The organism is Limisphaera sp. VF-2, from assembly GCF_049537125.1.
GTDB lineage: Bacteria > Verrucomicrobiota > Verrucomicrobiia > Limisphaerales > Limisphaeraceae > Limisphaera.
The window spans coordinates 703318-716869 of record NZ_JBMVQY010000001.1; the positions used below are offsets into that span (position 1 = coordinate 703318).

At 64.5% G+C, this 13552-nt stretch carries 6 protein-coding genes and 3 tRNA genes; 4 read left to right on the plus strand and 5 right to left on the minus strand.

The window, feature by feature from the left end; all coding sequences use genetic code 11:
- Nucleotides 1–108: 108 nt before the first annotated feature.
- Nucleotides 109–861 (minus strand): hypothetical protein, encoded by a 753-nt coding sequence (locus ACPDIT_RS02495; protein WP_423441246.1) that lies wholly within the window; start codon nt 859–861, stop codon nt 109–111.
- Between the two features lie 1493 nt (nt 862–2354).
- Here ACPDIT_RS02495 and ACPDIT_RS02500 point away from each other — a divergent pair.
- The gene (locus ACPDIT_RS02500; protein ID WP_423441248.1) at nt 2355–4277 is read left to right on the plus strand and encodes a metallophosphoesterase; all 1923 of its coding nucleotides are present in this window, start codon (nt 2355–2357) and stop codon (nt 4275–4277) included.
- A 72-nt stretch (nt 4278–4349) separates the two neighbouring features.
- Here the strand turns inward: ACPDIT_RS02500 and ACPDIT_RS02505 are convergent, their stop codons facing one another.
- Together ACPDIT_RS02505 and ACPDIT_RS02510 are read right to left on the minus strand one after the other, a co-directional pair.
- Nucleotides 4350–4964 carry a 3-keto-disaccharide hydrolase gene (locus ACPDIT_RS02505; protein WP_423441250.1) on the minus strand — a complete coding sequence of 205 codons (615 nt, stop codon included), beginning with the start codon at nt 4962–4964 and terminating at the stop codon, nt 4350–4352.
- A 224-nt stretch (nt 4965–5188) separates the two neighbouring features.
- A tRNA-Pro gene (locus ACPDIT_RS02510) sits at nt 5189–5265 on the minus strand.
- A 630-nt stretch (nt 5266–5895) separates the two neighbouring features.
- Between ACPDIT_RS02510 and ACPDIT_RS02515 the strand changes: the two genes are divergently transcribed.
- Together ACPDIT_RS02515 and ACPDIT_RS02520 are read left to right on the plus strand one after the other, a co-directional pair.
- Entirely contained in the window at nt 5896–7485 is a 1590-nt protein-coding gene (locus tag ACPDIT_RS02515; RefSeq protein ID WP_423441252.1) for a M16 family metallopeptidase, read from the plus strand.
- Between the two features lie 104 nt (nt 7486–7589).
- Nucleotides 7590–9107, plus strand: a complete 1518-nt coding sequence (locus ACPDIT_RS02520; protein ID WP_423441253.1) for a M16 family metallopeptidase — start codon at nt 7590–7592, stop codon at nt 9105–9107.
- Between the two features lie 100 nt (nt 9108–9207).
- On the opposite strand, the gene amrS is transcribed toward ACPDIT_RS02520, so the two are convergent.
- Nucleotides 9208–10374: an AmmeMemoRadiSam system radical SAM enzyme gene (amrS, locus tag ACPDIT_RS02525; RefSeq protein ID WP_423441254.1), complete on the minus strand. Its 1167-nt coding sequence runs from the start codon at nt 10372–10374 to the stop codon at nt 9208–9210.
- A 1461-nt stretch (nt 10375–11835) separates the two neighbouring features.
- Between amrS and ACPDIT_RS02530 the strand changes: the two genes are divergently transcribed.
- Nucleotides 11836–11912, plus strand: a tRNA-Arg gene (locus ACPDIT_RS02530).
- A gap of 1494 nt (nt 11913–13406) precedes the next feature.
- Here the strand turns inward: ACPDIT_RS02530 and ACPDIT_RS02535 are convergent.
- Nucleotides 13407–13482 (minus strand) — tRNA-Val (locus ACPDIT_RS02535).
- Nucleotides 13483–13552: the final 70 nt, after the last annotated feature.

The window sequence follows — 13552 nt, forward strand, 5'->3', positions numbered from 1 at the left end:
TGCAGCCCTCGCGCCTTTTCGACCGGGGCGGAGGGAGATCAATCCAGCCCCTGAACGAAAGATGCCCTTCGCGAACCTCCATTGGATCAGGTCTCCGTGAATCAAAGATCAATGCTGTATCTTCAATCGGGGCACCACAGCAACCTTGTCGGAAATCGAGGAGACGGTGTCCACCCGCAACTCGACCGCGCAAACGGGATCCAGATCCTCAGAGTCCACGCCGCCGACCGCTTTGGCGATGAAGTGCTTCAGTTCCCATGACAGAGGGATGCAGAAACCATCTAGAGTCCCAGTGGCGTGCGCTCGGTATTCGAACAATTTGTATCCCTCATCGTATGGGGGCTGCAGCGGGAGTGGCTCTCCATCGATACGATCCATGAGGCCCCGATTGAGAACCAGCATCGTTTTGACGCCCCTTCCCGATTCGTCCCGTTCCAAAACCCTCGCCGGCAGTGTGCAAGTAGGGGAAAGCCCGTCGTAGAAAAGACGGCACGGCAGTGAATTCGACCATCGGCGCGATGGCACTGCAACCAACGCCAACCACACAAACCGGGCGTGGGAAGGGTCTGGTTGTGGCACTATGCCCTGCGTTACCAAGCCGTTCACAAAGGCATGGTTGGTCGGCGCACGGGCCGTTTCGGAGGGCTCAGAATTCAAATAAAGAACACGAAAGAGGTTGGTACCGTCACCACCCACTTCGTGATGACCGAACTGGCGAAAGACGCCATCCCGTCTCGTTATGATCAACCATCCGTTCTTTCCGCCCCGAACTTCAAAGCGGAAGTGCTCTTCCGAGGCTGAAACAAAGTTGCGATACACAAACCCGCCTTCGGCTTTATACCCCGCCCATGCCGACTGCATGCTTGTGGCGACTTACCAGTACCATCGCCGCAACGCGCCTCGCTCGACGTTGCCACGACTTTCGTCTGCGGATGGTACACCGACAGTCAACCATGGCGATCCTCCGAGCCAAGGCTGTCTGGTCAAGACGCCAATCCATTGTTGAGCAGTTGTTTACGCAGCATCACCTGTGCCGCCGGTCTGCCGGCCAATCTGCCGCACCGTGTACGGAAACGACTCTCCGGCGGACGCTGAACGGATGCGCTGCCTCCGTGCCGCCGGGCATCCATGGCGCATTGGCATGCCCACTGAAGCTTGCAGGACTTGATGACGACGAGCCGGTCAACCCAATGCAGCACAGCGCTCGTGTCGCGCATCTTGCCCCTTCTCGGCCCGCAAGCATCGGATGAGAATCGCGGCCACATTGTCGTCTTCGATCGGGTTACATGGCCTGTTGCATCGATTCACGGGATTCGATGTTAGTTTTGGCGAGACTATCCACCGGGCAAAGCTTGTCGAAGGCCATGAGCTCGCGCAACCCATGCCCGGCAAGGTTGTAGCGTCCCGTTTTTCGGTCTTTCCCCTCGGACGCGTCGGCTCACCTTGCAGCCATCAGCCGCTGCTCCCTGGCGCGAAGGAAACAAAACCGGCCTCCATCGGTCCGACCGCGCACCCCAACCCCGGGCATGCCAGGTTGTCGAAACGCTCGCACGGGAGATTGACCCTGGTGGATTGGAACGCCATCAGGCTGGTGAAAACGGGGCTCCCTTTCGAAAGGCAGCCTCCGAGGTTTTTGATTCACGGGGATCGTGTTTCGAGGGAACACAGGATTCAGCAAACGGTTCGCTGTCTGTTGGGAAAGGGCCGTTGTGCGGCGTTCGAGGGGCGGATTTGCAAGGCCTTCTTTGCACAAGAAGGTTTTTACCCCATTAGGAGGGGCCCGGGTAACCAATCGCGGCCGGAGTTCTGCCCATGGGACCATCGCCAAGGTCGACAGCGGGGCTTTTAACTTCCAAGAGCCGCGTATATCGGGCCCCGCAAAGCCAGGCTCTGCGTTCGTCGGACACCGACCGCACTGCTGAAGGCGGAGCCGGGGACGAATCAGCCTGTGTTTCCGCACTGCCCCTGAATCGCGGCCTCCGGGGCGCTGGGGGCGTGTCCGGCGCCACGTTTCCCGCGGGCAGGTGACAACCGGGCCAACGCGGAATCGGAGCAGGTCGTTTTCCGGGCAAGGATTCGGCACACCTGCCCTGACCCCGGCGCCCGCGGCGGCGGACCTATAAGAGAACGGCAAACCAAGCGCAGCCCACTGGCGGAAGTGCTCCGGTCCTGAGCTCGACCTGGATGCATCGCGAATTGTGCCTTTCCGGGGAAGGGGATCGGCATTCCGTTTCAGCCGCTTCGATGCCTGGCTGGCGAACTGCTCCGCCCTTCCAACAGCCAACGGGGCGTTGCGACCCGCCGGCCATCGAGTCCGCTTGTGAGTGGACACGGCTCTTCGCAAATTCAGTCGCATGAGAGCGGGCGAGTTCCTCCGCGGTTGGACGCGGCAAATGGCGTTTTGCGCGTGGCTCGCGGGCGGGGTCGTGCCCCTGGCAACCGTTGCCCGGTCGCCCGTTGTCGATCCCGTGTTGGTGCCGGTGGGCGGGGTGTGGCGTTTCTGGGTCAACCGGATGGGGGACTCCGGCCCGCCGGAGCGTTGGATGGCGGCGGACTTCGATGATTCCGCCTGGCCGGCGGGCCCGTCCGGTTTCGGCACCGGCCTAGGCGACGAAGCCACGGTACTCCCGGGAACCAACCTGGTCTCCGCCTGTTTTCGGACGCGCTTTGTGCTGGACGATCCGGCCGCCGTGCGGTGGCTGTTGCTGCGTCTGGATTACCACAGCGGGTTTGTGGCGTGGCTCAACGGTCGCGAGGTGGCCCGACGAGGTCCGGTGAGCGAACCGCCCGCATGGGACGAGCTCGTGCCGTTCCGGGGCCGGCACGCCACGGAGGAATGGGATCTGACGGAGGCGCGAACGACGTTGGTCGCCGGCACCAACGTGCTGGCCATCCAGGTGCACGCTTATATGCAGCCCGCCCCGGCCCTGGCCCTGGTTGCCGAGCTGCGGGCGAATTTCTCGCGGGGCCCCTACGTGCAGCAGGTCGAACCGCATCGGGCGCATCTGCTCTGGCGCACCGTCGTCCCTGCCACTGCCGTGGTGGAGTATGGCCCCGGCCCCGACATGCCCTGGAGGGTGGAACAGCCCGAGCTGCAGATGGCGCACCGCATTTGGCTGACAAATCTGCCGGCCGGTGCGGAGTGCTTCTATCGCGTACGCGTCCGAGCCGGAAATGACGAGGCCGTGTCGCCGACCGCGTCGTTCCGCACGGCACCTCTTTCGGGACCGGTACGGTTCGCCGTCGTGGGCGACACGGGCTCGGGCGCACTGCCGCAGTTGCAGGTGGCCTCGTGTCTGGCCACGGCCGCGGTGGATTTGGTGTTGCACACGGGGGATTTGGGGTATCCGGCCTTTACGAGGGCACTGGCCGACCTGCGTTGTCTCAGCGTGTACGCGCCGATGATGCGGCGCATCCCCTGGTATCCCACGGTGGGCAATCATGAGCTTTATGGCCCGGAACTGCTGACGCCCTACTGGGAAGCCTGGTCGCTTCCCACCAACGAGGTAACGGGCACGTCGCATTTCTACTCGTTCGATTACGGGGACGCGCATTTCGTTTCGCTGTTTGTGCCCACGCTGACGCCCTTTCGCGATCACGCCGCGTTCTCGATCGAGCCGGGGAGTGCCCAATGGCTCTGGCTGAGCAACGATCTGGCCCGGACGGATCGGCCCTGGCGGGTGGTGTTTCTGCACAGTCCGCTGTTCCACTCCGGCGGACACCGATTCGACGATTTCAATTTCAACGGCGTGGAGGACCGCTTGGAACTGCAGGCGTGGTTGCTGCCCCTGTTGACACGCTTTGGAGTGCAGGTGGTTTTCAGCGGCCACGATCACAGCTACGAACGGTTGGGCCCTGTCCAAAGTGTCCACTTTTTCGTCTCCGGCGGCGGCGGCTACGTGCTCTACGGTTTGACCGAGCGCGATCGGCTCAGCCAGTTCTTTCAGGCGCGCTTTCATCATCTGGAGTGCGAAGTGGTCGGGGACGAACTCCGCATCGTGGCCCGGGACCGTTTTGGCGTGGTGTTCGACCAGGCCGTGGTGCCACGTGTGGCCCCGCCCACGCTGCGATGGAGTGGTGTTCCGGGACCGCGGTGGCAATTGAGCTGGAACAGCGCACCCGGCCAACGCTACGAGCTGTTGAGTGCCTCCACGCCCCAGGGGCCCTGGGAATCCGTGGCAACTGTGGAGGCCGGCGAGTATCAAACCTCCTGGCCCGTGCCCGGTCCGGGGGGGACCTCGGGCGCCGCATTCTTCCGGCTGCGATGGCTCAGGTGAGGCAGCTCGAACCCACCCTCCGCGGGGCCGCAGCCGCGGGTCAACTCGGAGGATTTGTCGCCGGGCGGCGGTTCAGGAGCCGGACGGCGCCGCCGCGGGGAGCTCCCGAATGCGCAGGTTGCGAAACTCGATGCGCATGTCCACGCCCGCATGGATCTGCAACCCGATGGGCCCCGGGTCGGCGAACCGACCGTCCGTGTATTCCACCATTTGTCGGCCGTTGATCCAAACGGTGAACGTGTTGCCCCGCGCCTGCAAACGGAAGGCGTTCCACTGTCCGGGCTTGAGGACCTTGTCCGCTTCTTTGGCCTGGCCGGCCTCGGGGTAGCGCTCGCTGCCCCCCGTGTAAAAGGAACCGGTCATGTCGCGTTTCAAGGTGCGCGAGACGCCGATCTGCAACTGCAGCTCCGGCTTGCGCAACATCACCCCGCTGTCAATCTCCCCGTCCCAGCGGGCCTCGAACTCCAGCTCGAAATCGCGGTACTCCTTCTCCGTCCACAACACGTTCCCCTTGAGGGCCGGATCGTTCTGCCCGACCAGAACGCCGTCCACCACGCGCCAAAAGGGGTTCGGATTCGGCACCTTCCAACCGGCCAGGTCGCGGCCGTTGAAAAGCGGGGTCCACTCCTGGGCCGGGGCGAGGGTGGCCCAAATGCAAAGGAGCCCCAGGGTGCATCCAATCCACATTCGCCGTGGGATTCCGCGACCGCGCGGGCGGGTGAATGGGGCCGCAGTGGGGTCGGGGTCGAAACGTGCCCCCGCCACGGGGACCAGAGTGCTTCGAGAGAACACCGGACCGGAGCCGCTCCATGCGGCACGCACATGCTTACGGTCGAACACCGCGTTCACGGGCCCGCATCTTGCGCGAAGCCGCCCCCCGAGGGCAAGTGCACGATGGCTCGAAAACGAACTGGTCGGAGCGACAGGATTTGAACCTGCGACGGCCAGCTCCCAAAGCTGGTGCTCTACCAAGCTGAGCTACGCTCCGACCTCTGGACGTATAGTGGCACGGCTCCCCAGCTGCGTGCAACGCGGATTTCGCCCCCAGAGCCTCGGAGGCCTTTCCGTTTTCGAGCCCGGGATTCGAGGAAACGCCCTTTTCCCGGCTCTCTCGGGCCGAGGAGAGCCGCCATCCCCCGGCCATCGGTGGGGGTCCAAATCCGAAATGCGCCGGACGGCACACGTGGGGCGCCGGAGGGCCCTGGCAGCGCCATCGTTCCAAGCGACAATCCTCCCAAGCAGCCCCATGCAGATTCGTCCCCGCCAACCCCATCCAGGGGCGGAAAGGGCTCGCGCCCCCCGCGCGCCCCGGGTTCGCCCCCAATGGGACATGGATGAACCGGCCCGAGCCAGCTGTTTGGACAGAATCCGATTCGCCGATACCGAATGATTGGCTCCGACTTCGGCGCGCCGTGTGTCCGCCCCGACGGAGCGGCGATTCCCTGACCCGGGGCAACGCCCTGGGTGACCGGGTCCACGGAATTCATCCTGCCCTAGAAGGGTGGAATGCAAGGGTAGCGGGCACGACCATGGCGATGGGGGTCCTCGAGTTGCGCCCTTTCAGGGCGCGGCGGGTTTCCCTGTTGCGCGCAAGCCGTCGGTCCTTAAGCTCGCTGCCGTGCACAACAAAGAGTGTCAACCAAGGCTTCGCCCTCGCCCGCCGGGGCCGCCGCTGTGGTGGCTGGTCCTGTTCTGGGGAGCAACCCTGTCCGCGGGCTTCGCCCAGCACGTGCCCGTGGTCGAAGTCACCCTTTCCAACGGCATGCGCATGCTGCTGGTCGAACGTCACGATGAACCCTCCATTGCCGGGGGCTGGGTGGCGCACGTGGGCAGTGCCAATGAACGGCCCGGGATGACCGGCATCACCCATCTCTTCGAACACATGATGTTCAAGGGCACGCGCACCATCGGGACGCGGGATCCGGAACGCGACCTGCAGATCATCGAAGAACAGGAGCGCCTGCGAGAGGAGATCCGAAAGGAAGAAGCCCTGTTGCGTGCAGCCTGGCGCCGCGGCGAAATCGACGACTGGCAAAAACCGGAACATCGAACCCCCCGGCTGCGCGAATTGGAGGCGGCGTTCCAGAAGCTGGTGGAGGAGCAGCGACAGTTGCTGGTGAAAAACGAGTTCGATCGCATTTACACCGCCGCCGGTGCTTCCGGAATGAACGCGTTCACCACGGAAGATCTTACCGCCTATTTCATTACGGTGCCGGCCAACAAGCTGGAGCTGTGGATGTGGATGGAGTCGGAACGCCTGTACCGACCCGTGTTCCGTGAGTTCTATGCGGAACGGGATGTGGTGTTCGAGGAACGCCGCCTGCGCACGGAATCCACTCCCCTGGGACGTTTCGAAGAAGCGTTCAATGCGATGTTCTGGCAGTCGCACCCGTATCACTGGCCGGTCGTGGGCTGGCCCTCGGACATCCCGGCCATTACCAAGGCGCAGGCCGATGAGTTTTATGCCACCTACTACATTCCGCAGAACATCACCCTGGTGCTGGTGGGCGATTTCGAACCGACCCGCGCGGTGGCCCTGGCCGAACGCTACTTTGGTCGCATCCCGCCCGGACCGCGCCTGCCGCCGGAAGTTGTCACGCTGGAGGTCCCGCCCGTGGCCGAACGTCGCATGTATGCCGAGGCCGAGGCCAATCCCCAGGTCCAGATCGCATGGCTGACGGTCCCGTTCGGTCACCGCGATTCGTATCCTCTGGCGTTGTTGGCCGAGCTGCTTTCGCACCGCACGGGGCGTCTCTACAAAGGTCTCGTGCTCGGGCGGCAGGTCGCCACCCGGGTCAGCGCCTCCCAGAACTCCCAGAAGTGGGCCGGAAACTTTTTCATCGAGGCCGAGGCACGCGAACCGCATCCCCCGGAAACCGTCGAAAAGGCGATCTACGAAGAGCTGGAACGGCTGCAAAACGAACCGGTCCCGCCGGAAGAACTTCAGAAGGTGAAGAACAACTTCGCCGCCGCCGAGTACCGCAAGCTCACCTCGAACTTCGCCATTCTCGTTCAGTTGCTGATCTATGACGGACTGGGCAACTGGCGGGAGATCAATGAAGCCGGGCCCAGATATCAGGCCGTGACCGCGGAAGACATCCAGCGCGTCGCGCGCAAGTATTTTACGAAAGAAGCCCGGGCCGTGGCGATCTACACGCGAAAACCGGCCTCTTCGAACTCCGCCTCAGCCGGTCCTGCACAACCATGACCTCGAAGCCTGCTCCTTGCATCTTTGCCCGGTCCCGGTGTCCATTGCGAAGATTCCGGGACACCGCGCGTCGGCTTTTTGCACCCGAATGGTCGCGGGGCGCCATGTGGGTTTGGATCCTCGGAGTCGTGCCCTGGTTCTGCGCGCTCGCGCAGTCCCCCGGCCCCGGCAGCCCGATCCCCGACCGCCCCGAGCAACTGCAGTTCCCACCCCTGGTGTACGAGCCGCCAGACCCGGCCCGGTATCGGGTTCCCCTGCGCTCCGGACCCGTGGCATACGTCGTGCCGGACCGCGAACTGCCGTTGGTCAACCTGGTGGTTTTCGTCCGCGCGGGTGCGTATCTGGATCCGCCCGGACAAGAGGGGTTGGCGGATCTGACCGGCTATTTGCTGGCCCGAGGGGGCACGCGGTCCCGGGCCGCGGATGAGTTGGAGGAACGGCTGGCGTTCCTGGCGGCCCTGTTGAACGCCAGTGTGGGCGACACGCAGGGGTCGGTCAGTCTCAACTGGCTGTCCAAGGATCTGGACGAGGGACTTGCCATCCTGCGGGAGGTCCTCGCCTGGCCCCGCTTCCAAGAGGACAAACTGGTTTTGCGCAAGCAACAATTGCTGCAAACGATGAAGGAGCGCAACGATCACCCCGCGGCCATCGAACAACGCGAGATCGGCTTTCTCGCCTACGGGGAGTCCTTCTGGCTCAATCGGCATCCCACCGCGGCCTCCATCGACCGCATCCAGCGCGACGATTTGATCGCCTTTCACCGCCGGTGGTTCTGGCCCTCCAACTTCATCATTGCGGCCAGCGGCGATTTCGACCGCGAAGCGTTCATCGCCAAGCTGGAGCAACTCTTCGCCGACTGGCCGTTCCAAGGGGAGCCACCCCCGCCCATCCCCACCAACGCCTCCTTTGCGTCTCCCGGGATTTACCTTGTTTCCAAGGACATCCCGCAGGGCCGGGTCTCCCTCCTGCTACCGGGCGTCCTCCGGGATCATCCCGACTTTTTCCCGCTCATGATCATGAACGACATCCTCGGCGGCGGCGGGTTCACCTCGCGCATTGTCAACCGCGTGCGCTCGGACGAAGGCCTGGCCTACGCCGCCGGATCCAGCCTGCCGGGGGGCATCTACTTTCCGCAGCCCTTCCGCGCCGGGTTCCAAACCAAGTCCCGGACCGTGGCCTATGCCACTTCTCTGGTGATCGAAGAAATGCGCCGGATCGCCCGGGAACCCGTCTCCGAGGAGGAACTCCGCACTGCGCAACGGGCCTTCATCGACACCTTCCCGCGCCGCTTCGCTACGAAGGCTCAGGTGGCCAATGTCTTCGCCCAGGACGAATTGACCGGACGCTACCAGCGGGAGCCCGATTATTGGAAACGCTTTCGTCCCCGCGTCGAGGCCGTCACACGACAGGACGTGCTCCGCGTAGCCCGGGCGCACCTGCCCCTGGACCGGCTGGTCATCCTCATCGTCGGCAACAAGGAGGAAATCCTGCAGGGCCATCCCGACCACGCCGTGAGCCTCTTCGACCTTTCCCCTGGCGGCATTACCGAGTTGCCGCTGCGCGATCCGTTGACCATGAAACCCTTGGGCCAACCTACTCGCATCACTCCGGGCCGCAACTGACCCGCCCCATCCTGAAAATCCCCGGGGCCCGGAGGTCGGGCACATTCGCAGCCCGGGGGACTGGCGCTGCGAACCCGTGCCCCCGCGGGGCCCTGCACGGTCATAATCGAACCGCCCGCGGCACCCGCCAGCCCGCCGAAACCACGGGCTCGACCTCCCGGTGCCACAGGCCGGGCAGTGCACGGCCGCAGCCGGGACAGGTGCCGTCCGGTCGCACCTCGTATCGGCGGACCGTATACCCCACCCGAGCCACCACCGTCCGACCGCAGTCCGGACAACGCGTGTCTTCCCAGGGCCCGACCCGGCCGGGCAGGTTGCCGGCATACACGAAGCGAAGTCCCTCGGCAGCCCCAATCTCCGCCGCCCGCACCAAATCCTCCGCCGTCGTGGCCCGCGGCTCGGTCATGCGATAATCCGGATGAAACGCGGTCACGTGCCACGGAATGTCGGGACTCACCGACACCAGAAAGCGCGCAATGTCACGAAGCTCCGACTCGCTGTCGTTCCACCCCGGCACCACCAGGGTCACCACCTCGAGCCACAGCCCGCGCGCATGCACTTGTCGAATGGTTTCCAACACGTGCCCCAGCGTGCCTCCCAGCGAGCGGTATTTCCGATCGTCGAACGTCTTCAAATCCACCTTGTAACACCGGATCCAGGGTTGCAAAAAATCCAGCGCCTCCGGCGTCGCGTTGCCGTTCGATACAAACCCGCAGATCAGCCCCCGGGCTGTCGCCTGCTGAAACACGGCCACTGCCCACTCCGCGGTGATCAACGGCTCGTTGTAACTCGAGATCACGGACCGCGCCCCGGTCCGTTCCGCGGCCGCCACCAGTTGCTCCGGCGTCACCACTTGAATCGGTGCCTGCGCCACCGGGTCCCGCAGTGCCTGGCTCGTAATCCAGTTCTGACAATAGGCGCAATGAAAGTCGCATCCCAACATGCCGAACGTGAGGGCATCCGTCCCCGGCAGCACATGGAAGAAGGGCTTTTTTTCGATCGGATCGCTGGCCACCCCGGCCACATACCCGAAGGGCACCCGCAACTCGCCATCCTGATTGAAGCGCACCTTGCAGATCCCGCGGCGGCCCGGCGCCAGCAGGCAGCGGTGCCCGCAGGCGACACACCGAATCTTCCCGTCCTCCCGCCGCCACAAGGTCCCCGGGACCGTGTGGCGATCCAACAGGCTGGCCAGACTCACGTCGGCCACCCCTGCGGGTCGGCTGCGGCTGCCCTCGGCTGTCGTGGACACTTCAGGGCTGTTCATACGAACGGCTTTTAAAAGGTTTGCAGCAACCTAGGCCCGACCCGTCGCCTGTGCAAGCGCTGTGGGCAGCGGCCCGTTCGTCGCAAGGTCCCGCGGACCCGGTGGCGCTCTGAGGCAGACGACCCCAGATCAGGTCACCGCCATCCGTTTCTCTCGCCCCAACCCGCCGGCGGGCCAGCCACACCGGCCGCCGGTGTTGGAGTCGGTTTTCCCCCGCTGAACTGCGCGGGCCACGGCACCTCTGAAAAAAACGGGGATCCCGCCCGCGAGTTCGTCTCCAGGCGGGCGAAGCGACCGCTTGCGCAGTCTCGGGTCCCAACGTTTCTAGGGGGCCGCCCCCGGGCGCACCAGGCCTGCCACGCCATCCACGATCTTGCTGCTGCTTTCCTGGAGACCGCCACGAAATCGTTGCACCGTTACGGCACCGACTCACCGCAAACGTGCCGGCGCTTTCGGGGTCGACCCGTTCGGAGTCGCCGCAACCCGGTCCTTGCGCGCTGGATTCACCAACTCAGGAATTGTCATTTTCTTCGGCCTATCAGTTGCCGAGGCACCCGAAACGCAACCGATCTTCCTGAAGATGTCCAGAACCTGAAAAGCGCCTCGGCAGGAGACCCGCGGTGCCGGGGACCCTCCCTGCGCCTGCACTGCAGGCGACAATCCTCCAAAACCGCCCTATGAGAAGTCGGTCCCCGCAAACGCCTCAACGGTCGGCAAGGTCTCGCGCCTTCGCGGCGCGCCCTGGGTTTGCCCGAACGGGGCGAGGATGCACCGGTTCTAGCCAACGGCTGGGACATCACCGGGTTAGCCGATACCGAAATGAATGGTTCCAGCTTTGGCACCTTTGGCCTCCGCCTCAAGGGGCCGGCGGTTCCACAAACCGGGGCAATGCCCTGGGTGACCCGATTCCGCAATTCGTCCCGCCCTGAAGGGCCGGAATTGGGTATGGCAGGCCCGGCCTTCGCGATGGGAGGTCTCCGGTGGGGCGCCCTTGCAGGGGACGAGAAGTTCCTGGGGGCTGAATTCGCCGGGGCGCAGCCCCCGGGGCGGTGAAGGGCTTGCGTCTCCGGCGCGGGGATGGGGCAGTGCGATTCATGGAGACGGGAGGAAACATTTCTGGTGTCGCGGCCGGCATTCAAGGATCCCTGGGAAAAGCCGTTTGCCCCGGCTTTCCCGAGCCGAGCCACGCCCAAACTCCGCCAAGCTTTTGGAGGGCTCCCGAACCTGAAATGGGCGTTCCGATCCGGCAACGGATCGCAGCCTTGCCCTTCGGAATTTTCTGGCCATAGTGAAGGAGGCAGGTGGCCCGGCTTGTGGTCCGCAGCGGAATGGCTGCGATCGCCTTCGGCCGTCGACCGCGCCGCCGGGGTCGAGGAAGCGCGCGTCTTTCCAGCGACCCCGGGTCAGGCTACGAAAGGTGCCAGCGTCAAACGGTGTGACCGAATTACCGCGGTCCGGAGCGCGCCCGTAGCTCAGCTGGACAGAGCATCTGCCTTCTAAGCAGGTGGTCGCAGGTTCGAATCCTGCCGGGCGCGCCAATGGTTTCCGGTTTTCCTGCATTTGGCCATTGCCGTCCCGCGCGATTGGCTGGCCTTTGGATTTTCGATGGTTTGGTCGGCCTGCGGGTGCAATCGAGTCGAAGCCATCCGTCGTTTCCCGGACCGTCATGTGCGGAGTGCGGTAACACCGACGCGATCCTCGAACGCCTGGCCGTTTCGACCCCAGCGCTCGCCCCTCACCCACGCCCCCGGGCTTTGCTCGCTCCATTGCCGTACTCTCCGGACGCTTCCGGGCCTTCGGTTTCGAGCAAAGCGGATTGCCTCACCGGCCCCCGCGGATTCTGGCAATCCCCGTCGCCGCTGCCCGCGCTTGAAAAAAGTGCTGTCCTCCCAACTGTGGGATTTTGATGGCTCGTCCTTGTCCGAATCCGCGCAGAATGAGCGCGCTTTGGGGGTCGGTTGCGCCCCGCAGCCGCGGGACGTATGTCCACCGCCGCAGAGGGTCTTATGCCCCGCGCGCCGCCGGTCCTCGAGAGGCGGGTCCGGAGCCGCGATGAGAACGGTAGCCACCACGCTCACGCGATGGACCACCCATGGATTCCCACTCGCGGCGGATCGGAGGTGGGTCCGCCGACTTCCGTCGGCGACTACGGAATTGGAAACCGGTAGCCGCCGCCGTAAGGCGGCGGACCACTGATCCGAATCGGCAGCCCCAGGAACCTAAGGACAACCACCGCCGCATCGCCATGAACCATGGGTGGATCCCCAAGCGGGCCGGATTGGGAGTCGATCCGCCGACTTCCGTCGGCGGCTACGGAATCGGAAACCGGTAGCCGCCGCCGTAAGGCGGCGGACTACTGATTCGATCAGCGGCCCCAAAAACCGAAGGGCAGCCACTTCCGCATCGCCATGCGCCATGGGTGGATGCCCATGCAGGGCGGACTGGGCATCTATACGCTGATTCCCGTCGGTAGCTTCGGACGGGAAAGCCCCCAGATCATACAGACCACGCAGAAGCGAAAGACCTGGGAATTGTGCAGAGCGCGCAGAAAACAAGAACCGGGTGAGTCGTCGGGAAAGCTCCTTGGGAACCCTGCCGCAGCACCTCTGCTCAAGCGAGTCCCATCGTACCTCGGCGATGCGGGTCTCCCGACCGGCCGGATCGCCGGCTTCCAGCCTGCGGACGCCGCGAACATCAACCCCCACCATCGCGGCTGGAGCGATCCACCGTCCGCAGACCAAGCTCCTGCTTCCCTTCGTCGGCAGCTGGCTTTTTCATCTCTCGCCCGCCTTCTCCCGGGCGGTCGAAAAAGCTCGGAAGCCCGCTCCCGACTCTGCGAGGAGCTGCGCATGCTGACTGTCGGCACATCGGTGTTTTCAAAGCCCCCTTGGGCCGGGCAGGCGATGGCCCGCTTCGGCGTCGGGGAGCCAGCGCCTGGTGGGGAGTGACTTGTCGTGGCGGGATTACAGGGTCCGCCGTGGGATTTGCCAAATCCCTTGCGGAGGCCTGCCTCGACTTCACGGGAAAGCAAATGGTGGGCGCTGCAGGATTCGAACCTGCGACCACCTCCGTGTAAGGGAGATGCGCTAGCCGCTGCGCCAAGCGCCCACGCGGTCCACCTTACTCCGCGCCGGCCTGCTTGACAACCGGCCATGCGGATCCTCGCCCGTGGGGCCGC